A 21,143-nucleotide genomic window follows, 5' to 3' on the forward strand; every position below is an offset into this window, starting at 1 on the left:
CACTTGTTCATTGAAACATTAATTAATGGCCTAGCACTGGGAGGGGTTTATGCTCTCGTTGCGCTAGGCTTTACCTTAATATTTGGGGTGTTAAAGCTGTTCCACGTTTCGCACGGGGATGTCTTAATGTTTAGTGGCTATATCGTCTACACCGTAATTACAATAAGTGACCAGGTCCATTTTATCGTTCTTCTCCTGATCGGTGTGATCTCGGCGGCTGTTTTAGGATTTTTAGTAGAGCGATTGGCCTTTAAGCCTTATCGAAAGTCTTTTCATATTATCCCGTTGATAAGCGGAATTGGGGTTTCTCTTATTCTTCAAAATCTAGCATTAATCATTTGGGAGCCAGGACAGAAAAATTTCTCTATGGGGCTTTCGATTAGTCCATTGCAATTAGGGGACATCACTATATCTGGTGTTCGAATTGTCATTTTTATTTCTGTCTTTGTTATCATGTTACTGTTTAATTATTGGCTATTTCATACACGTTCTGGGAGAGCGGTTCGAGCCACAGCGAATGATTCAGAAACAGCCCGAATGATGGGAATTAAGACAGAACGCATTTATATTTTAACATTTGTTGTTGGCTCCATATTGGCTGGGGCAGCAGCGGTTTTAACCGGATCATTATATGGAGCGATTTTTCCATCCTTTGGTTTTTCAATGGGGATAAAGGCGTTTGCGGCTGCTATTCTTGGTGGTCTAGGAAGCATGAGTGGTGCGGTCATCGGGGGCTTAGTATTGGGTGTATTAGAAGTTTTTACGGCAGCTTATATTAATATTTCCTTACAAGACGTCGTATCAATGGGGATTCTCATTTTAGTTCTTTTACTTCGGCCTAAAGGAATTCTTGGAAAAACTACGGAGGAAAAACTATGAGAAAATGGATTCCTTTAATCATCGTCTTGTTAGCCCTTGTTTTACCATTGCTTATTGAAAGTCATTATTTTATGCATATCATTGTCCTTTCACTTATATACGCCATTTTAGCTACTAGTTTGGGCTTGGTAGTGGGGGGAATTCGCGTAGTTTCTTTGAGCCATGTTGCCTTTTTTGGAGTTGGTGCCTATACATCAGCCATATTAACTGTTCGCTATGACGTTCCGTTTCTAGTTGCTTTGTTGTGCTCCTTTTTGATGTCAGCATTTATCGGGTTTCTTTTTTCAGTACCGATTTTGAAATTGAAAGGGCATTATCTTGCAATGGGAACACTTGCCTTCGGAATCGTTGCCCAGATGGTCTTTCTCAATTGGGAGAATCTGACGAATGGTCCGAACGGGATCGCAGGTATTCCTTATCCATCCATTTTCGGCTTTATGTTGGATAGTGAAACGAAAATTTATTATTTTGTCTTGGTCAGTTTAATTGTACTTTTAATGGGATTGTATAGTTTGAATCGTTCAGTCATCGGAAGAGCTCTAATAACGATTCGTGAAGATGAAATTGTAGCTTCATCTTTTGGGATTCGCACAGTCCATTACAAAGTTGCTGCTTTTACAATTTCTACAGGAATTGCTGGCTATGCTGGAAGTATCTTCGCCCATTATAGCGCTTATATTAACTATGATAATTTCAACTTAATGGAATCATTCATATTGCTTGCGATGGTTGTGATTGGTGGGATGAACCATATTTTAGGTCCGGTTGTTGGAGCTATATTATTAACCGTTTTACCGGAAGCTTTACGAGAACTGGTCGATTATCGGATGTTAATTTATGGATTAATTTTGATTGGAATTCTTCCTTTTGCACCACGAGGATTACTTGGTAGTCTGCCAACTAAGTGGATTAAAGGGAAAATAGGAGGCGGAGAACATTGACAAAGGCTATCTTGGAAGCTCGAAACCTAGGAAAATCCTTTGGCGGTGTTCGAGCAGTAGATCGATTTGAAATTGAACTGAAAAAGTCTGAACTTGTTGGTCTTATTGGACCAAATGGTGCCGGAAAATCAACGGTCTTCAATTTACTAAGTGGAGCCATTAAGCCTACGGATGGTACAATCCATCTATTTGGAAAAGATATAACAGGTAAAAAGATGGTGGATTTTGCTCAAGCAGGGATTGCACGCACCTTTCAAAATATCCGTTTGTTGGAAGAACAAACTGTTTTTGAAAATGTTTTAGCTGCCACGCATAAATCGGCTAACCGTAACTTCTTTGCGAATCTATTTCACACAAAAACATGGAGGAGAGAGGAAATGGTTTTACAAGAAAGAGTAGAGTTATTGCTTGAGACCTTTTCCCTTTTAGATAAAAGAAACGAATTGGCGAACAATCTATCTTACGGGGATCAGCGTCGTGTCGAAATTGTTCGGGCACTTGCGACTGACCCAGAAGTTTTATTTTTAGATGAACCTGCAGCAGGAATGAATCCTGCAGAAGGAAAAGAACTTGTTCAATTGATCGAGCAAGTACAAAAAGACTATAACATTACTGTCGTATTAATCGAACATGATATGGATGTTGTTATGGATCTTTGCGAAAGGATCTTAGTTCTTGATTATGGAAAGTTGATTTTCAGTGGAACTCCGCAGGAAGTAATGGCGAGTGATGCGGTACGGTCAGCTTATTTAGGGGATGATCTGATCAATGCTTAATATATCTAATTTAAAATTATCCTACGGTGCAGGGAATGTCGTCCACGGAGTTGATCTCCACGTGGAAAAAGGGGAAATCGTAGCGATTATTGGTTCCAACGGGGCAGGGAAAAGCACTATCTTGAAGGGAATCTCTAATTTAATTCCTCGCAAGGAAGGCAAGATCATGTTTGCTGGAAAGGACATTTCGAAAGTTGCCCCTGAAAAAATATCCGAAATTGGCATTAGCCATGTCCCAGAAGGAAGAAGAATTTTCAATGAAATGACGGTTGAGGAAAACCTGCTTTTGGGCGGATATCATCGTAGCAGAAATGTGATAAAAGAAGACTTAGAGCGGATATACGGACTGTTCGCCATATTAAAGGAAAGAAAAAAACAGCGAGCAGGGAACCTTAGTGGCGGCGAGCAACAAATGTTGGCGATTGGCAGAGCATTAATGGCTAAACCATCCTTCTTAATGCTTGACGAACCATCCCTAGGTTTAGCTCCATTAATGATAAAATCGGTGTTCGAACTAGTGGATCAAATCCATCAGGAGGGAATGACGATTCTATTAATCGAACAAAATGTTAAATTGGCGATGAAATATGCAGATCGGATTTATGTCCTCCAGTCCGGAAAATTGGTATACGAAGGAACGCCTGCGGAATTAGCCGCGGAGGATGAGATAATGCATGTGTATCTGGGTGCTAGAAGAGTATAACCCTCTATATTAGGGGAGAGTATCCAATCAACTAGGAGGGAGCAAATTGTCTTTATTTTCAAGCGAAGCTTTTCAAGGAGAGACGATTTTAATTACCGGCGCTACGGGAGGCATCGGTTCGGCGACAGCAAAAACACTTTTGAGTTTAGGAGCGAAGGTGCTTTTAACAGGGCGCAATCTAGAAAAGTTATCCTACCTGGAAAGAACCCTTAAACGTGAATACCATGATCGCGAGATATATAGTTTTGCCTGTGATTTAGGTAGCGAAGAGGAACGTGAGAAACTATTGGATTTTGTACAGAGCGAGGTGGGCACCGTCACGATGCTAGTAAATAACGCTGGGGTATATGAATACGGTACCGTTGAGGAATTGAACGAAGAAAGTTTAAACCGTATCATGTCCATTAACTTCACCTCAACCGTCCTATTAACCCAGAAAATATACGAACAGATGAAAGAGCGTAAACAGGGTGCGATCGTTAACGTAGCCTCTCTCTCTGGACTGCGTGGCAATTTTGGAAACACTGCATATGTCTCATCTAAATTTGCACTCATTGGCTTCACCCATTGCATTGCTCTAGAAGCTATTCAATATGGTATCCGTGTTAACGCTGTTTGTCCAGGCTTCGTCGACACCGACATGGGGAAAGCTGTCATCCAAACTAAAGGGACCGACCAGAGTTTTACAGAAAAGCGGCGAATCGTTGAAAGCAACATCCCATCCGGTCGGATTACGACACCAACAGAGGTCGCTAACTCCATCGCCTTCCTCCTATCTGATGCTTCGCGAAATATTATAGGTGAGAGTCTGAAAATTTCAGGTGGGGTGGTTTTACGGTAGAGGGTGTCATTTAAATGCTGGCACCACAATTCATCAAGGAGTTCGAAAGGAAAGAATTATTTTAGAAGGGGGTGGTTATGGCTTTACCGATTACGTTTAGGACAAGCGAAGCAAGAAAAGTTTTTGGAAAAGGCGGAAGAATTTCAAACACTCAGCTCTCGTTATCATTTGTATGAACAACTTTAAAGGTGTACACAACCATTCACAGGCTATTCCATACAAGAAATTGCCTGTGTTTTTATGTTGAAATTCAGAGAATGAGAGTTTCATATTCGTGAAAAATTGATTAAAAGGAGTTTAATAATATGAAATGGTGGAAATTGCTTTTATTATGCTTGCTCACTATTTTTGTAGTCAGCTTAATAGTTGAAATAATAAAGTGACATTTTTTAAGATTCTTTTGAGGGATAAAGAAGGGAAGTCTTACGGATTAAATTATTTTCTACGCATTAACTGGATTCTTTGGACGATTTTGCTAAAGGAGAGGAATATCCGTACAAATTTTTTTAATAATATTATTATCAAATTCTTTATTAAATACACATCTTTATGAGATAATAATAGTAAGTTAGTTCTCTAATTCTATATTGTTTTTTTTAGGTGGAGTCTGTCACTAAGGCATACGTATGTCCTTTTGTAACAGACTTTTTTATCATATGGTAGTGGTATTCCAAAAACTTTCGCTTCATATAGAAAGGAATGATCTGTATTTGAATATTCTTGTTTCGAAATTAAAAGAAGTATTGTATGCAGTACTCCCCATTACGATCATAGTTTTATTATTAAACTTTACGTTAACTCCTCTCGATTCATCTTTCATTATCCGGTTCGTAATTGGAGCCGTTTTAATTATTATTGGTCTAGCTATCTTTTTAATTGGTGTCGATCTTGGAATCACTCCTATTGGTCAATCAATGGGTTCCACCATTGCCAAATCAAATAAACTTTGGATGGTTATCATAGCAGGTCTTCTACTTGGCTTTTTCATATCTATTGCCGAACCAGATTTACATATTCTCGCTGGACAGGTTGATTCTGTCACATCTGGTCTAATTTCAAAATCAAGTCTTGTTATTGTAGTATCAATCGGTATTGGCGTTTTGATTGCTACGGGACTTGTCCGAATTGTTTACAATATCCCACTCTATAAATTGTTGATAGTTTTATACCTTATCATCTTTGTTCTTGCTTTATTCACGTCACCGGAATTTTTAGCTATATCCTTCGATGCTTCTGGAGCAACGACTGGCGCATTGACAGTACCGTTCATTTTAGCCCTTGCTTTAGGTGTTTCTATGCTAAAAAAGGATAGTAAAGCTTCTGAGAAAGATAGTTTTGGCTTAGTGGCGATTGCTTCTACAGGTGCAATTATCGCCGTTATGATTATGAATATTATTTCGAAAACAGATAAAATGACAGGAAGTCTTGAACAAGTAGATGCCAGCTCAATTTCAGTCATTGGTCCTTTTCTACAGAAAATCCCGATCATTTCCCAAGAAATTGTTGTGGCCTTGTTACCTATTTTCTTAATTTTCCTTGTATTTCAGAAAATATCGTTTAAAATGTCAAAGAAAGCTGTTAGAAAAATTTTAATGGGACTTTTATTTACGTTCATAGGCCTTGTATTATTTTTAGTTGGTGTAAATGCCGGATTTATGGACGTTGGTAGTGCTGTAGGCTTTAGTATTGCCTCCTTAGATAATAAAGCATATGTTATTATTGTCGCATTCGTTTTGGGATTGGTGACGATTTTGGCTGAGCCGGCAGTTCATGTTCTTACTCATCAGATTGAGGATGTGACGAGCGGATATGTCAAAAGGAATGTAGTAATGGGAACCCTTGCGATCGGCGTAGGTATTGCCGTCCTTATATCAGTATTAAGAATACTCATTCCTGAGCTTCAATTATGGCATTATCTATTGCCTGGTTATGCGATTGCCTTAACAATGACCTTTTTTGTTCCAAAATTATTCGTGGGGATTGCTTTTGACTCAGGGGGCGTTGCATCAGGTCCAATGACAGCTACATTTATATTAGCCTTTGTACAAGGGGTTGCTGAGGCTGTTGATGGGGCAAATGTTTTAATCGACGGATTCGGTATGATTGCGATGGTCGCTATGACACCTTTAATCGCTTTACAGGTTTTAGGACTTGTCTTTAAAATAAAATCAAAAAAGGAAGGAGTAGAGCCTAATGTTGGGTGATTCCGAGATGACCGATCTTGAGCAAGTATGTACTATCGTAAACTATGGATTGGGAAGCAAAGTCATGCAAACTGCTAAGAAAAGCGGCATTTCAGGCGGGACTGTGTTACTAGGAAAAGGTACGATTAAAAGCCGCCTCTTGGAATTGCTTGCCCTAGATGATGCTAGAAAAGAGATTGTCTTAATGGTTGGAGCCAGAGGAACAGTTAGGCATGCTCTTGAACAACTCGATAAGAAATTTAAGTTTACAAAACCTAATCATGGTATTGCGTTTACAACTTCAGTTTGCCGGATTGTAGGTGCTAGTAGTTATAAAAGTGATTATATTGAAGGAGGAAGGGGTGCAGAACCTATCATGTACCATGCGATTACAGTGGTTGTCGAAAAAGGGAATGCGGAGCTTGTCATTGATGCAGCGACCGAGGCAGGCTCTAAAGGAGGAACAATCATTAATGCAAGGGGCTCGGGGATCCATGAAACGAGTAAGCTTTTTGCAATGGATATTGAACCTGAGAAAGAGGTCGTGATAATTCTATCAAAAATAGAAAGCACCGAATCCATCGTCTCCTCAATTAGAAATAAGCTTAAAATCGATGAGCCCGGTAATGGGATCATATTCATTCAAGATGTAAATAAAACATATGGATTATATGAAGGGAAAGAATAAATCGAAGACGGCATGCCAATTATGTAGTGATTTGGCTTGCCGTTTTTAATTTTTCCAATCTACCATTACATAAGATTGGAGGAAAGGAGCTTCCTAGTAGCGAAACTTGTTGGAATGTAGCTTCCAGTCTTCCTAAGATGAAGATTGTAAACTCCCGATAAACTCAAGTTCTGATACTGCTTTTGAATCAAAGGCTCCGTTAATGATTTCATTTACATCATTCAAAGTACTTTGCTAGGTACCAGCGTACAGATTTGCTAACTCAAGAACAACACTTGCAAAAATATTTTAGTATAATTAATAATTCCATAGAATCTGAAGTTAATAATGTAGAAATAATAACAGGAATAGATTATCCTTAATGGTGAAAACTCCGAGTATTATTACTTTTATTGAAGAGGAGAGGAAACAATGCAGTATTTACCTTATGTGAATATAAAACAAGGCAGTAAATCTGTGCCGCGTTTTTCAAATGGGAATACTTTACCATTAACGCAAATGCCGTTCGGAATGGTTTCATTTGTTCCACAAACACAAGTTGATCGAGGAAGCTGGTTTTTCCATCCAGATGATCGTTCTTTAGAAGGAATCCGTTTGAGTCATCAACCAAGTCCGTGGATTGGGGATTACGGCTGTTTCGTTCTTCTGCCACAGCGCGAAAGGCCTTTGGCAGAGACGTGGACGAATTGGTCAAGCTATCGCCCACAAGAAGCAAAGCTAAATCCTGATTACTTAAATGTTAATTTTCTGCGCTATCGGACGCAAATGACGATTTCACCTACAGAACGTGGAGCAGCCATTGAACTAGACTACCGTGGCGAAGAACAAGCTGTATTGTCTATTTTGCCTGTTGGCGGGGAAATGGGTCACCGCGTTGACGCTGAGAATGGCCGTGTATATGGCTATACTACTTACCATTCGTTAGATATTGCGAAGAATTTTAAAACGTATTATGTGATGGAATTTGATACGCCGATCATCGCGGATAAAACTCTTATTTCACTAGGTTCTAACAGTTCCATTAAGGAAGGAAAATCTATTGAAGGTGAAAAAGCGGGGATCCATATTGTCTTTGATGGTAAGAAGGTAACTGGAAGAGTGGCGATTTCCTATATTAGTGAAGAGCAGGCGATTCTAAACCTAGAGCAGGAGCTAATTGGTAAAACATATGAGCAAGTCCATGCTCAAGCAGAGGAAAAATGGGAGAGTTATCTATCTCGCATAGAAGTGGAAACAGAGACCGAAGAACAGATGCGTACTTTCTATTCATGTATGTATCGCTCATTCCTATTCCCGCATAAAGCTTATGAGTATGATGCACAAGGTAATCCGATTCACTATTCACCGGACACAGGAAAAGTTTATCCAGGTGTTCGTTACACTGACAATGGATTCTGGGATACGTATCGCACTGTATATCCTCTATATTCACTGATTGCAAAAGAAGAGTATGCTGAAATGCTTGAAGGGTTTGTGAATGATTATGTATATGGCGGATGGCTGCCACGTTGGATTTCCACTGGTGCGGTCAATTGTATGCCTAGTACATTAATCGATGCAGTGATTGCCGATGCAGCTGTTAAGGGTCTTGTCAGCAATGAATTGTTGGAAAAAGCGCTTGAAGGTATGCTCAAACATGCAAATGAAGCAGCACCGGATGCTAGAAATGGTCGTAATGGTGTAAAAGCTTATTTAGAACATGGATATGTGCCTTATGATCTTGAAGGAGAAAGTGTCAACTTAACATTAGATGCGGCATATGGTGATTTTTGTATTGCTGAAGTAGCTAAAGTTCTTGGCAAAACAGAGATCGAAGAAGAATATCGTGCGCGCGCGAAGAACTATCGCCACTTATTCGATGCAGAAACAGGATTTATGCGGGCACGTGATAGTAAAGGGGAGTTCAGACCGAACTTTGATCCTTACACATGGGGAAGAGATTATACCGAAAGCTCCGCATTCCCACCTAGTTTCTTTGTTCCGCATGATGTTGCAGGTCTAGTTGAACTTTATGGCGGAAAAGAAAAGTTTTTGCAAAAGCTAGATGAATTATTCGCTGCTGAACCTCGTTTCAATGTAGGAGGTTATGGCGGGGAAATTCATGAAATGTCCGAGATGGCCGCAGTTGATTTTGGACAATGCGCCATTTCCAATCAACCGAGCTTCCATATTCCTTATCTTTATTCAGCAGTTGGTGAGCAAGAAAAAACCGATTACTGGGTTAAAAAGATTTGTGATGAATTATTCACTGCCGAGAATGATGGATTCCCAGGAGATGAAGATAACGGCACAATGGCCGCTTGGTACGTATTTAGTAGTTTAGGCCTGTATCCGCTTTGTCCAGGCAAGAATGAATATGTTCGATCCACTAGCTTGGTTAAGAATGCTCGTATTAAGGGGATCGACCTCGAAACTTATTTAGCCAATATGAATAAGTAATAGAAAAATCCAACTCACCTAAATCGGAGTGAGTTGGATTTTTTCTATAGTAGGGACAAGTACGTTAAAATCTATAAAAAAGTAGTTGAATGTTGTGCGAAGCAATCCACAAAAGCCGTCTCCCACACCTTGATAATTCTGGTCCTTTTCTCCTAGACTTTGGTATAATCTTTTTGTATTAATTTTTCTAGGAGGACGATCGATTTGAATTTATATTTTGAAGCAGATGTCTATCGGATGTCTCATGATTTATCTTCTAAACTAGCAAATATTTCTTCCGTTAACTCCGAGGTGGCATCGTCAACTTATAATATTGGTTCCAATATTAACATGCTTAATGAGATCACCGAGCAAGGCTTTCAAGAAATGACAGTGGAAATGAATTATTTGTCTGACCAAATAAGCGAATTAGTTGATTTTGTTAAAGATTTCGGTTCCCACATGTATTTGCAAAACAAAGAGCGCAATCATTTATTAGCAAGCATTGATGCCACATTAAAAGCCCCAAATAAAACATCTGCTTTAGAGAAATATGATATGGCCGTTGATTTAATCTCTCGCGGGGCAATGATGCATGCGGAAAGATTATTAGTTGAAGCTATAGATTTAAACCCGTTACATTATCGTTCCTATATTCAACTTGCCAATTTATATATGAATGACAAAGAATATGGCAAGGCGCTGGAATATGCGAAAGAAAGTATTTTCCTTGCCCCTAAGAACTATCTAGAAATTATGGGCTATACATATTATTTACTTGCCAGACTATATGAAAAGAATAATGATTTGAATAACGCGCTGATCCATATTCAGAAGGCGATGGAACAGCAAAATAATGAGACCCAATATTTTTATGAAGAAGTGAGATATTTAGCGTTGCTGAATGAAGGGGAGGAAGCACTTTCAAAACTGCAGTTAGTCATTGAAAGCGACCCACAATATTTCGGATATGCATTAGTTGATTCAGCCTTTAAACAAATAAAGCCTGAATTAGAATCTGTACTTTTAAACATGAAACGCGAAAGAGTAGAATACAGGGATAAGATTATTCATACACTCTCAAATCTAACTCTTCCAGATTATGACTATACTGAAAAAAGGAATACGCTTTTAAATGAAACACTTTATAAATTAGAAAATGGTTTCGCTTATATAGCTAGACCCAATAAACCCGGTATTCCTTATAACTATCACTCGCTTATTAATGTTTTTCAGTATGACTATGAAGCGTTGAATCGTATTTTGGATAATCTTAGGGGGTTAATAAGTTCAACGGATGATTCTTATTTCTCTCTTTGCCGATATGTTGAACTTGTAGAAAAACAATGTGATCTGTTCAATAACAAACGCGATGAAATAATCCAGTATATTAATAAGTTTCGTCCCCATGGATCGAGCTTTCGGGGCGTCCTGAGAAATGAAATAGCTGTAGAAGAGAAGAAGATGGAAAATTATAGTAAGGAATTTAAAAAACATAAAAAGCCTTTAGGTCTATTCATGAATGAAGAAGATAAACGGATTGCTAATTTTTATAAAAATGAAATAGAGAGTTGTTCCCGGAAGTTGGAAAGTTTAAAACAGGCAATGGAATACGAGAAGGATGAAAGTCTAGAAATTCAACGTTTTTGTGATGAAGTTCTACACGAAAAAAAATTGCCAATTTTGCTTGGTAGTGAATAATATCGGGGACGATAAAATAGGATTCCGTTCCATACGAACAGAAAATCTATTAAATTTAATGTTTTATATAACTTTTTGGCTGTGGAGTTTCTACCCAGAACAGGACAGGACAGAAGAGCTACCTCTTGGTATTCAGATATAAAAATCCGACCCTATTCCTCTGGGGAAAAGTCGGATTTTTCACTGCTTTTATAACGGAAATTCAGGAGAAAATGAGTTAAGTTAAGAAAGTAGGGGAGAAAATCGAATCGAGCATCATGCTATGGAAGGGCTTGTTAGTATTTGAATTGGTAATTAACAGGGGTAATTGATAGCCAACGTGCAATTTTTAAACTGTTTTATAATAAAGATATTTTAAATCTGTTAGGTGAATCGTATCCAGAAGATGGGATGACTTGGGAAGAAGTAGTGGATTTAGCTAGAAGACTAACAGTAGAAAGAAGCATCTCAATCTCAAAGTTTAACTTTACCGCGATATTCAGATGACGATCAGTTTGAATGGTTCATGCGTGATAAAACAATAGAGTTCCTTCATTCCAATAAGGATGTTGTTACGTTTATTCGTGAAATAGGAGAAGAATATACGGGGATTATTGATGAGTATAATGCCCGTGAGTAATGCCTGCCCGCCAATCTTTCACCGCTATAACAGATTGGGGGACAAGCAGGCACTGCTTTCTATTTTCATCCCTCATAATACATAATTAAACAAGGGAATTCCGTTTGTTCTTTTTTCAGAGCCCGGAAATTTAGAATCCGATTGCCGTAGTATATTTCGAAATCAGGGGAGAGTTCGTGGCAGTTTAATGGCTTTTTCCCCACTGTTCTTTGTACGTATTGGCTTGCTTCCGCTGGGTCTTTAGCGTATACAAATGCCCATTGCCCTCGTTCCAATTTAAGGGAGAATATTTTTATCGGACAAAGGCCAAGAAAATTGGATTCGTGCATGCTTTCTAATTTTTCAAAGTTTGGCTCTATATTTGAGAGTATGGAGTCAGGGTCATGCCAACTGATTTTTCCTTCTTGAACTAAACAAAAAATATGATGGGCAAGCAGTGATTCTTCGTATTGAACAGCATCTTCGAATAGAGTTTTAATGGTTGACATCATCAATTCCTCCAGTAAAAGGATTATAATTGGCTGAAACAACGCCAACAGGTCCATTACGATTTTTGGCTACGAGCAATTCTAGATGTTTCTGATCAGAATCGGGATGATAATATGTATCGCGATAGAGAAAGAGAATCACATCGGCATCTTGTTCGACACTTCCGGATTCACGGATGTCTGACATGAGTGGCCGCTTGTTTTGTCTTTGCTCCACAGCTCGGTTTAGTTGAGCTAACAGTACAACGGGACAGTTCATATCTTTTGCAAGAACCTTTAATTGCCTAGAAATCTCGGAGACTTGTAAATGTAAATTCCCGCCATAATGATGTTCAGGACGAATGAGTGTTAAGTAGTCAATGAAGATGATCGGTTTTCGCTCGGGAAATTGGTAAACTAGTTTTCTCGTCTTCGCCCGCATTTCAGCAACAGTTTGTCTAGCTCCATCGAAAATTTGAATATCTGTTGCAGATAAGCGTCCAATCACGGTTGCCCAATTTTTCTTTTGTTCAGAGTTAAGATTATCTTTTGGATTCCTTAGTTTTGCACGGTTGATCCGACCAGTTGAAGCAATCATCCGTTGAACAATCCGCTCATAAGGCATTTCTATTGAAAAAATAATCGGGAGGAAGGATCTCCATCCCGCTTCTTTAGCAAAATGAAGCATGACATCCGTTTTTCCCATGGAAGGTCTGGCCGCAATGACTGTCAATTCGCCCGCTTGAAAACCATTTGTCATTTGATCTAACCTTTTTAAACCACTTAGTACCCCTTGAACCGCTTTATTTTCTTGCCAAGGTGATTCATACACTTCGGATAAAGCCATTGAAATGGAAAAGTGATCATCTAGTTTCGCTTCATTCAGTTGATCCAACGCTGTAGTTACTTGTTGAATACTCCAATCTTCTTCTTTTGCTCGTGTTAAAATATTGCATTTTTCCCGTTCTTTCCATTGTTCTAGAAGAAGCTGTTCGTAGTCATCGAATTTTTTTGCTGAAGCATAGGATTGTAAGTCATAAAGGTAGGAAATACCTCCGAATGCTTCCAAGTTGACTGCGGTTGAAATTGTAATCATATCAACCACTGTTCTATTTTCCTGTAAAACTCTCATTTCTCTAAAAAGTGCTTGGTGACGTGGATCTTCGAAAAACTCTGGACGGACAATCGAGTCGGAGATTAAATAGTTCTCCTTTAACATTGTTCCAAGAACCGCTTTTTCAATCGTCATTCTTCATCTTCTCCTGCTGAAGGGTTGTGGACATATACTTTCAAGTGATTCGATGCAGCCTGGGTAGGACTCGCTTTCCTTTGTTGAAATTCCTGCTCCAAAGCCAATACATCATTCAAAGTTTTCACATTTTGATCGCGCCATCTTTTTAAAATTCCATAAGTGTAGCGCCAGTTTCTAATCCCAATAGACAGTGAAATCTTCATCGCTTCTATTACTAGTTCCTCGCCAAATTCATCGATTGAATCTATGATCTCTTCTCCGATATAAGCTGAAAGTATACCGAAATTTTGTTGGTAAAATTGCATTGCCTTACTATACAACTCTGAGAAATTAGGATCTATAGCGGATTCAGGAGCAGCACTTAGGAATAATTCACGAATGCCTTGATGCTTGACCGACTCGCCTACATACTGGATAAGGGAACGGTCCTTCACTCGTGTTAACTCACTTTTTACACAATCTTCCATTGGTTTTCCACCGCGTGTTAAATTGTATTGGCCCCAGTTTTTAATCGCTAGTTCACGCGTTTCCGAATTATATTTCACAAGCTTATGCTCATCTTGCAAGCGTCGAAAGATACTTGAAATCGTCTCAAGTGAATAACCCGTATCAAAAGCCATCTGCTTAATCATAATCTGGTATATCCCAATTTGGGTCGTTTTATCGTTCGTCAACAAATAAAGAAATAAATAGCGATCCTCTGGAGTCATCTCTTCCACTACTTTTGGATCATTCCAAAAACGAGTATGTATAATACGAAACATTGTCATCCTTACTCTCTCCTTCCACCATAATTGATCTCTTCAATGTCTATATAGAGAATTCCGAGCGAAAAGGACACCCTTAAAGAAAAGATTTTAAAAAAATACCACTACGATGAAATCAACGTTCTTATTCTTTGTCTTTTCTATTCTTTTATTTTCTTTTCTTTATATTGTGTACGTAACGTGGACGATACGTGGATAGGAAGAATAGCGGGTGTTCTACACATCTTAAACGGTTGTGATGATTGATCTTAGTACACAGCCGCTAAGGTTTGAAGATTGGCAAAAAAAGGAATATCTAAAGTGATTCATCTCAACAAATATAGGGAGGATCAAGAAAGTCTGACAAGAGTTTTGACAATTAATCAGCTCGATTAGTTTTTATCTAATTCTTGGAAAGAGGGAGTAAAAGATATGGAGTTTCTTAATCTCATCATTAAATTTCCGTTATCGATTGCTTTTTTATTTATCGCGATTCGTATTATGGGCATGAAAGAGGTAGCGCAAGCCACAGCGATCGATTTCGCCTTTGCTGTTTTAGCAGCGTCTATAGTTTGGGATATGGCACTTGAGCCGAAATATTCGATTTGGCATATGATTGTGATTCTCGTGATCTTGGTAGTCATTATGTATGCTGTTGACTGGCTAGCGATGAAGTATAATCGAGCAGAAAAGTATATGATAGGAAAACCTAAATTGATTATTAAGGATGGTCAAGTGGATCAAAAATGCTTAAAAGAAGAAAGAATGTCCATAGAAGAACTAGAGTCTAGACTGAGAGTAGTAGGAGTTTTTGAGATCGAAACGGTGGAAATTGCTTATCTTGAGTTAACGGGAGAAATATCGGTGAAAGAGAGGAGTAAGTAAAAAAGCTGAACGATGGAAACAAAGGCTTTTATCCCGCATTAACTGGCTGTAAGACCCCCACTTCAAGAATTCGAGGAGTCCAAGAATTGTAAGTGGGGGATCAACAGCCATATCTAGCTTAAGCGCATATCGACTAGCAAACTTCTACGCTTCTTCCTACGATAAGTCAACATCGGCTCATTCTTCGCCGTGTTTCCTTTATCTCGTCAGAAGCTAGGAAGTTTGTACGTCGATGAACAATGCGCTTGCGCCTTAAAGAGTAAAAGCCCGATTGGTTCGGGCCCGCAGGACGCGGGTCACAAAGGCGTTGCAACAGGATGTTGCGAATTTAGCCTTTGTTCCTCTAACAATCAGTGGGGATGAAAAAAACCCCCACTGATTGAAGTTTCACTTTATTAATGGTGTCTAGCTTGAGATTATCTATCAAATATAAGAAACAAAAATAAATCCGACCTTATTCCAAAGAGGGAATGGCGGATTTTTTTCACTAAATAAAGCGTTTTTCCTCTAGTCGCCTATAATGAAAACCCCGTATACCCTTTTCAATTTTTTCGAACGTAATAAAATATTACTAGATGTGTTATTACTAAATACCTATAATGGAATATAAGGAGGGATATAATGACGGCGGAAATAGTAGTAATGAACACAAAAGGAATTGCTCTCGCAACTGATAGTGCAGTAACTATTGCGGGCAGAAAGGTATATAATTCAGCAAATAAATTGTTTGAGCTTTCCAAACATAACCCAGTGGGAGTCATGTTCTATGAATCAGTTTCCCTTTTAAATGTTCCGTGGGAAACGCTTATAAAAATATATAGAAATAAATTGGATGATCATCAGTTTGATACGTTAAATGAATATGTGGAAGCTTTTTTACACTTTCTGAATGAAAATGAATATAAGGAATTTATGTCGAAAAGCAATGAAGAAAACTTTATCAGAAATTCCTTGCAATTAAACGTTTCGGGAATACATAGCGATTTATCGGATTTAAGTATGACGTTATACAGTGAGTATGGGGAACTAAATCTGCAAAACGATATACAAGAATTATATATCCACCACGGATGGAATTATCTAAGAGATAGAATTCAAAGTTTAGAAGAGAAAAAATACATAGATGTTTTTAATAATAGTGACTTTAATCTATTAATTGAAAAGTATGGAGCAGAAGTGGAAGAACTGATTCATAAACAATTTGAGAATCATTTACTTATAGAAGAATGGACAGAAGAAATAAAGTATATTGTTATTCAAGCCTTATTAAAGGATTTTCCCAATAATTATTATTCGGGAATTGTGTTTGCTGGTTTTGGCAGTAAGGAAATATATCCATCTGTGATCACACTTAAAGTTGATGGGAAAATAAATGGGAAAATCAAATATAGTATTATGCCGCATCAAACTAAAAGTATTAGCAATTCACTTGGAGCAAGCATCATACCACTTGCGCAAAGAGATATGGTTGAGAATTTTTTAACGGGAATACATATTGAAATGCAGGAGTTTGTTTTTGCTGGTCTAGAAAGAGAATTTGAGGGATTATCCCATACATTAACTGAAAAATTAAAGGATTCATTTAAAGAAGAAACTAATTTGGAAACAATCGAAGACAGCATAACAGATGAGTTATTGGAGGTATACCGCAGGTTTAATCGAGCACTGTACCATTATAAAAGAAAAAACTTTATAGATCCGATTGTAGATATTGTGGAAGCATTGCCAGTTGAGGAGTTAGCAGAAATGGCCGAAGCTTTGTTAAGTATTACTTCTTTAAAAAGAAAAATGTCGATATCACTAGAGACTGTCGGCGGTCCGATTGATGTTGCTCTTATTACAAAAGGCGATGGTTTTACGTGGGTTAAGAGAAAATAAAGTTGAGTAAAGACTACTTTTCTAGAAACGTTTTCGGGTAATAAGATATAGTAAAATAGTTGGATGTTTATTAAGGAGATGATTACTTGTTTACATATTGCCACTCAGATTTTAATATATTCTTAGATTTAACTGGTCCAGATGGCTGGCAGGAGAATCGTGATTTTTTAGAGAAAATGAAACAATTATCAAAAAAGAAAAGTGTTACATACGCGAGTGAAGCTTTGATAGAAGATACAGAATCTCGAATGTATCCATTTAACCCTGAAGGTTTACCAACAGATATCGGATGGATCGTGTATGAAGATTTGGATACGGATGAAACAGGAGTATTAATTATTTCAAATAATATAGACCATATGAAACATTATGTGGAGTACGGATTTAGCACCGTTTATTTACAAACGGAAAACTGTCAATTAGATTTTGATACTACGGTAATGCCAGATGAAGTTTGGGATTATGACAACTTTAATAGTTTCGCCGATCATCCGAATCTACGGTTCACCTATTCAAGTGAGCTATTAGGCTTTCCGAATAAGGCTGAGTTAAAGTCTAAATTATTTAAGCTTTCTAATAAGCTGCGCATTCCCAATACCGATTGGGAAGCCGATATTATTTTTACCGGACGATATTTTACATCAAAAGACAATCGACATTATCACCATCCATTATCAAGGGCCATTTTGGGATTTAAAAAAGATAGATTTAATCAGCGAGACGTAGTTAAGAAAGTACTTGGCAAAACAATAGGTGAGTATTTGAATAGTGACGATACTGTTACTCATATTGCCATTGTGCCACCAAGGCCTAATAAAGAAAGTCGATTTATTGGGATGGAAGAATTTATGGACGCAGATATAAAAGTGGAACATGATTTATTGGAGTCTGTTAATGATTATGACTCTCCTGGAAAATACCCAACATTCAACGAAAAGTATCAACATGTTTATGATAATATCAAATGTACGAAAAAAATATCAGGACATGTGTTATTAGTGGATGATGTTTTTACAAGTGGAGCAACGACAGCTGAATGCGCCAGGGTATTATATAAAGAGGGGGCTAGTAAGGTAACCATTTTACCATTAGCGTTTACACAGCACTTTAACTACTATGAACAATCTGTCATGCCCGTCATTTTTAATTCAGACGGAAATGAATATCATTTACGTTTTCGAAATAGTGACCACCAAGTATTTTGGTCAAGTAAGAAGGATAATGGAGAATTTGATTCTAAGAATTTTGAGATTATCAATCAAGAGTACGTAGATTATCATGGACATTGGTCCGCAAAGAAGGTAGAGGTTCAGGAATATAGCGCAGACAAAGAAATACAGGCTATTATTTTTGATCTAGATAATACCCTACTTCAAACAGACCACTTAGAGAGTTATCGCTTGCAAAGAACGGCTATTAAAGATACTAGCCTTATTAAAAAAGAACATATAATTATACAACCTGATATACTAGCAGAATTACAACGGGCAAATATTAAAGTTGGAATTGTGACTAGATCACCGAGAAATTACGCTAAATCATTGTTAGCAGCCTATGGCTATACATATGATTGCCTCATAGCATCGTTAGATACTTTAAGAAGTAAACCAGCTCCAGATCCATTGTTAAAATGTGCGATAAAGCTAAAGATAAAACCGGAATACATAGTGAATATAGGCGATCAGAAAACAGATTTGCAAGCGGGAAATAAGGCTGGAATGATGAGTTTGCATATAGATACAGTATTGGATGATAATGTATTGATACGGACCCTTAATAGATACGCACCATTAGAATTTTAGTAGGAGTGAACTAATTGAATGATTTCTTCTGGACCACACTCAGTTGTATTAAAGGTGTAGGCAGTAAAACGTTAATTCAACTATATGGAAATAATCCACACCTAAATTTTGATAATCTTGATGAACTCTTAGAATTGATGAAGCAAAAAAGTGTAAGCCAATTGTTATCAATGGAAAATATGAAGCTTGCTAAAGAAAAAGCTGAACATTTAATTAAAGTACACGAAGAAAAAGGCATTAAAGTCATTCCGATTTCAAGTGAGTGGTATCCTACATATTTACGGTTAATTGCAGACCCGCCAACCCTCTTATATGCAAAAGGAAATATAGATCTGCTGAAAGAAAAACATACTTTGGCTATCGTTGGAACAAGAGAACCGACTGAAATGGGGATTAAAGCTGCCCGTAAAATTGCCGCAACTTTTGCTGGAATGGGATATACGATCGTCAGCGGTTTGGCATTAGGAATCGATACAGCTGGTCATGAAGGAGCATTAATGATAGAAAACGGAAAAACAATAACCGTTTTAGCAGGGAGCCTGACAGAAATTTATCCAGCCAAAAATAAAGAACTGGCAATGGAAATTTTGGAGCGGGATGGATTATGGCTCTCAGAAACTCCGATCGGCCAAGCAAATACACGGGGTAATTTCGTGAAGAGAGACCGGATTCAAAGTGGTTTATCTTTAGGCGTTTGCCCCGTGCAAACACCTTTAAAAAGCGGAACTCAACATACAATCGAGTTCACACGAAAACAAAATAGATTTTTATTTACACCGATTCCTTTAAAACAAGATGAACATGAAAATGCGATTCAGGGAAATATGGAATTAATAAAAAACGGTGTTACTGTATTAAAAAACAAAGAATCGTATCAATCAATTCATGAAACATTACTAGATTATGAATTAAGACTCAATACTGAACATAAAGAGCGATTCGAAAAAAAGATTGATTTAAAGCGTGATTCAGATGAAACGATTGAACAGTTAAATTTATTTGATTAAAAAATTGGCTGAGTTATCACAGAATAAGTTATAATAAAAGCATAAATTAAATAGTTATCAAGAGTGGCTGAGAGAACTGGCTCAACGACGTCACAGCAACCTGCTCCGGCAAGGTGCTCCGACCAGCAAAGCAATTTGCTTTGGATGATAAAATCGGAATGGAAATCCCTTTTGCGTTCAATGGCAAGAGGGATTTTTTATTTGGAGTCGTGTGTTCTTTCAGGTTATTTGATAGCTAAACAAAGGAGAGTACAATGATGAATGTGACTGGATTTACGCGCGGTCTAATGGCTAAAAATTTTAACGAAGAGGAATTTTTCACACAAGTAGCTAGCTTAGTAGAAAGCCAGCTGCAGGAATGGGATGAGCAGTATGAAGTGAAGGTGATAATGAAAGGGAGCATGTATAAACTTTTCGTTAACCATCATAATTTGTTTTATCATCTTGTTCTTTCGAAAAATGATGTTCAATCTCTTCAAGAAAAAGGCCCGTTTGCCCTTGATCGAAAAATTTGGCAGAAGTTAGCGGAACAAGGATTGCCGATAATAAAAGGAACAGGGAATTATTTAGATATTTTGTTTTACAGGAATAGGAATTGACAGTTAGTTCTGAAAGGGCGCACTAGTATTTCAAAGTTAATTTTGCTAACTTATAGATGTAAACAATTAGGGGGGAGAGGCTATGAAGTTAGTATGGAAAGGAGTCTATAAAAGTAAGGACCAACTTCCAGTGGGGGAACTACCTGCACATGCTGTGAAATACAAAGAGCCTGACTCAATGCTGAAACTAAATATCGTTGCAAGCTTGTTTGTTATCCCAGTTATTATACTGATTGTATTGGCGATCATTATCAAATCGCTCTTAATAGGAGATTTAGTTGGAAATAGCATTTTTAATTTATGGGGAATTCTTTTCGCCTTTTTAATGATCCTACCCCACGAATATTTACATGCCATCGTTTTTCCAAAAGGGGAAAAAGTAGAACTATGGGTTAGTCCAAAGGCACTAGGCGTTTTTGTTATATCGACGGCACCTATTTCAAAAGGACGATTCATCTTTTTATCGTTATTGCCAAATATTGTGTTCGGCTTTATTCCGCTCATAATCTGGATTTTCCTACCCCATGACTTAGCTATTACAGAAATTGTTTTTTCATTTGCATTCCTTAGTTTATTGTTTGGAGTTGGAGATTATCTAAATGTATTTAACGCCACATTTCAAATGCCAAAAGGATCCCTTCAACAATTGTCTGGTATGAATTCCTACTGGTATATGCCGAAGTGAATCGTGGGAAATTCAGTAAGTCTGCTAGAGTCGAAGATTTAAATGCGCGAAACTAAGCATATTGGAGGTCATT

The 21,143-nt window shown here is 37.8% G+C and carries 18 protein-coding genes and 1 riboswitch; of the genes, 15 read left to right on the top strand and 3 right to left on the bottom strand.

All coding sequences use genetic code 11. From position 1 onward, the window contains the following. Positions 1 to 3 precede the first annotated feature (3 nt). The 9 genes from BN1243_RS20590 to BN1243_RS20630 all read left to right on the top strand — a co-directional run bounded on the left by BN1243_RS20590 (position 4) and on the right by BN1243_RS20630 (position 11,130). A complete protein-coding gene (locus BN1243_RS20590) occupies positions 4 to 879 on the top strand; it encodes a branched-chain amino acid ABC transporter permease (protein WP_062109995.1) in 876 nt (291 codons plus the stop codon). Then, on the top strand, positions 876 to 1,820 hold the full coding sequence (locus BN1243_RS20595) for a branched-chain amino acid ABC transporter permease (RefSeq protein WP_062109996.1): 945 nt from the start codon (positions 876 to 878) through the stop codon (positions 1,818 to 1,820). Before BN1243_RS20590 ends, BN1243_RS20595 begins: the two co-directional genes overlap by 4 nt. Beyond that, positions 1,817 to 2,596: an ABC transporter ATP-binding protein gene (locus BN1243_RS20600; protein ID WP_062109997.1), complete on the top strand. Its 780-nt coding sequence runs from the start codon at positions 1,817 to 1,819 to the stop codon at positions 2,594 to 2,596. The genes BN1243_RS20595 and BN1243_RS20600 overlap by 4 nt, the downstream gene beginning before the upstream one ends. After that, positions 2,589 to 3,299, top strand: coding sequence for an ABC transporter ATP-binding protein (locus BN1243_RS20605; protein ID WP_062109999.1), 711 nt, complete (start codon positions 2,589 to 2,591; stop codon positions 3,297 to 3,299). The genes BN1243_RS20600 and BN1243_RS20605 overlap by 8 nt, the downstream gene beginning before the upstream one ends. A gap of 46 nt (positions 3,300 to 3,345) precedes the next feature. Beyond that, positions 3,346 to 4,140: an SDR family NAD(P)-dependent oxidoreductase gene (locus tag BN1243_RS20610; RefSeq protein ID WP_062110000.1), complete on the top strand. Its 795-nt coding sequence runs from the start codon at positions 3,346 to 3,348 to the stop codon at positions 4,138 to 4,140. A 656-nt stretch (positions 4,141 to 4,796) separates the two neighbouring features. After that, complete coding sequence (locus BN1243_RS20615) at positions 4,797 to 6,344, top strand: DUF1538 domain-containing protein (RefSeq protein WP_230200280.1); 1,548 nt, start codon at positions 4,797 to 4,799, stop codon at positions 6,342 to 6,344. Further along, on the top strand, positions 6,334 to 7,011 hold the full coding sequence (locus tag BN1243_RS20620) for a P-II family nitrogen regulator (RefSeq protein ID WP_062110003.1): 678 nt from the start codon (positions 6,334 to 6,336) through the stop codon (positions 7,009 to 7,011). Before BN1243_RS20615 ends, BN1243_RS20620 begins: the two co-directional genes overlap by 11 nt. Positions 7,012 to 7,422: 411 nt before the next feature. Next, a complete protein-coding gene (locus BN1243_RS20625; RefSeq protein WP_062110004.1) occupies positions 7,423 to 9,450 on the top strand; it encodes a GH92 family glycosyl hydrolase in 2,028 nt (675 codons plus the stop codon). A gap of 204 nt (positions 9,451 to 9,654) precedes the next feature. Then, on the top strand, positions 9,655 to 11,130 hold the full coding sequence (locus BN1243_RS20630; protein WP_062110005.1) for a tetratricopeptide repeat protein: 1,476 nt from the start codon (positions 9,655 to 9,657) through the stop codon (positions 11,128 to 11,130). A 684-nt stretch (positions 11,131 to 11,814) separates the two neighbouring features. On the opposite strand, the gene BN1243_RS20635 is transcribed toward BN1243_RS20630, so the two are convergent. The 3 genes from BN1243_RS20635 to BN1243_RS20645 are packed head-to-tail and all read right to left on the bottom strand — an operon-like array spanning position 11,815 to position 14,238. Next, complete coding sequence (locus BN1243_RS20635) at positions 11,815 to 12,237, bottom strand: hypothetical protein (RefSeq protein ID WP_062110007.1); 423 nt, start codon at positions 12,235 to 12,237, stop codon at positions 11,815 to 11,817. Next, positions 12,224 to 13,465: a replicative DNA helicase gene (locus BN1243_RS20640; RefSeq protein ID WP_062110008.1), complete on the bottom strand. Its 1,242-nt coding sequence runs from the start codon at positions 13,463 to 13,465 to the stop codon at positions 12,224 to 12,226. Before BN1243_RS20640 ends, BN1243_RS20635 begins: the two co-directional genes overlap by 14 nt. Further along, a complete protein-coding gene (locus BN1243_RS20645; RefSeq protein WP_062110009.1) occupies positions 13,462 to 14,238 on the bottom strand; it encodes a DnaD domain-containing protein in 777 nt (258 codons plus the stop codon). The genes BN1243_RS20640 and BN1243_RS20645 overlap by 4 nt, the downstream gene beginning before the upstream one ends. Before the next feature lie 408 nt (positions 14,239 to 14,646). Here BN1243_RS20645 and BN1243_RS20650 point away from each other — a divergent pair, with 408 nt between their 5' ends. The 6 genes from BN1243_RS20650 to BN1243_RS20675 all read left to right on the top strand — a co-directional run bounded on the left by BN1243_RS20650 (position 14,647) and on the right by BN1243_RS20675 (position 21,070). Then, positions 14,647 to 15,099 carry a DUF421 domain-containing protein gene (locus BN1243_RS20650; RefSeq protein ID WP_062110011.1) on the top strand — a complete coding sequence of 151 codons (453 nt, stop codon included), beginning with the start codon at positions 14,647 to 14,649 and terminating at the stop codon, positions 15,097 to 15,099. 621 nt (positions 15,100 to 15,720) lie between these two features. Further along, positions 15,721 to 16,977, top strand: a complete 1,257-nt coding sequence (locus tag BN1243_RS20655; RefSeq protein WP_062110012.1) for a hypothetical protein — start codon at positions 15,721 to 15,723, stop codon at positions 16,975 to 16,977. Positions 16,978 to 17,063: 86 nt separating this feature from the next. Next, positions 17,064 to 18,779: an HAD-IA family hydrolase gene (locus BN1243_RS20660; RefSeq protein ID WP_062110013.1), complete on the top strand. Its 1,716-nt coding sequence runs from the start codon at positions 17,064 to 17,066 to the stop codon at positions 18,777 to 18,779. A gap of 14 nt (positions 18,780 to 18,793) precedes the next feature. Continuing rightward, entirely contained in the window at positions 18,794 to 19,786 is a 993-nt protein-coding gene (locus BN1243_RS20665; RefSeq protein ID WP_062110015.1) for a DNA-processing protein DprA, read from the top strand. Between the two features lie 51 nt (positions 19,787 to 19,837). Further along, positions 19,838 to 19,940, top strand: a riboswitch (SAM riboswitch). Positions 19,941 to 20,043: 103 nt separating this feature from the next. Further along, on the top strand, positions 20,044 to 20,385 hold the full coding sequence (locus BN1243_RS20670) for a hypothetical protein (protein WP_062110016.1): 342 nt from the start codon (positions 20,044 to 20,046) through the stop codon (positions 20,383 to 20,385). 82 nt (positions 20,386 to 20,467) lie between these two features. Continuing rightward, a complete protein-coding gene (locus BN1243_RS20675) occupies positions 20,468 to 21,070 on the top strand; it encodes a DUF3267 domain-containing protein (RefSeq protein WP_062110017.1) in 603 nt (200 codons plus the stop codon). Positions 21,071 to 21,143: the final 73 nt, after the last annotated feature.

The organism is Bacillus niameyensis (assembly GCF_001375535.1).
GTDB classification, from domain to species: domain Bacteria; phylum Bacillota; class Bacilli; order Bacillales; family Bacillaceae_C; genus Lederbergia; species Lederbergia niameyensis.

Coding starts and splice junctions, on each gene's coding strand:
- BN1243_RS20595 (WP_062109996.1), top strand. CDS start 876: ATGAGAAAATGGATTCCTTTAATCATCGTCTTGTTAGCCCTTGTTTTA.
- BN1243_RS20605 (WP_062109999.1), top strand. CDS start 2,589: ATGCTTAATATATCTAATTTAAAATTATCCTACGGTGCAGGGAATGTC.
- BN1243_RS20615 (WP_230200280.1), top strand. CDS start 4,797: ATGGTAGTGGTATTCCAAAAACTTTCGCTTCATATAGAAAGGAATGAT.
- BN1243_RS20620 (WP_062110003.1), top strand. CDS start 6,334: ATGTTGGGTGATTCCGAGATGACCGATCTTGAGCAAGTATGTACTATC.
- BN1243_RS20625 (WP_062110004.1), top strand. CDS start 7,423: ATGCAGTATTTACCTTATGTGAATATAAAACAAGGCAGTAAATCTGTG.
- BN1243_RS20635 (WP_062110007.1), bottom strand. CDS start 12,237: ATGTCAACCATTAAAACTCTATTCGAAGATGCTGTTCAATACGAAGAA.
- BN1243_RS20640 (WP_062110008.1), bottom strand. CDS start 13,465: ATGACGATTGAAAAAGCGGTTCTTGGAACAATGTTAAAGGAGAACTAT.
- BN1243_RS20645 (WP_062110009.1), bottom strand. CDS start 14,238: ATGACAATGTTTCGTATTATACATACTCGTTTTTGGAATGATCCAAAA.
- BN1243_RS20650 (WP_062110011.1), top strand. CDS start 14,647: ATGGAGTTTCTTAATCTCATCATTAAATTTCCGTTATCGATTGCTTTT.
- BN1243_RS20655 (WP_062110012.1), top strand. CDS start 15,721: ATGACGGCGGAAATAGTAGTAATGAACACAAAAGGAATTGCTCTCGCA.
- BN1243_RS20670 (WP_062110016.1), top strand. CDS start 20,044: ATGAATGTGACTGGATTTACGCGCGGTCTAATGGCTAAAAATTTTAAC.
- BN1243_RS20675 (WP_062110017.1), top strand. CDS start 20,468: ATGAAGTTAGTATGGAAAGGAGTCTATAAAAGTAAGGACCAACTTCCA.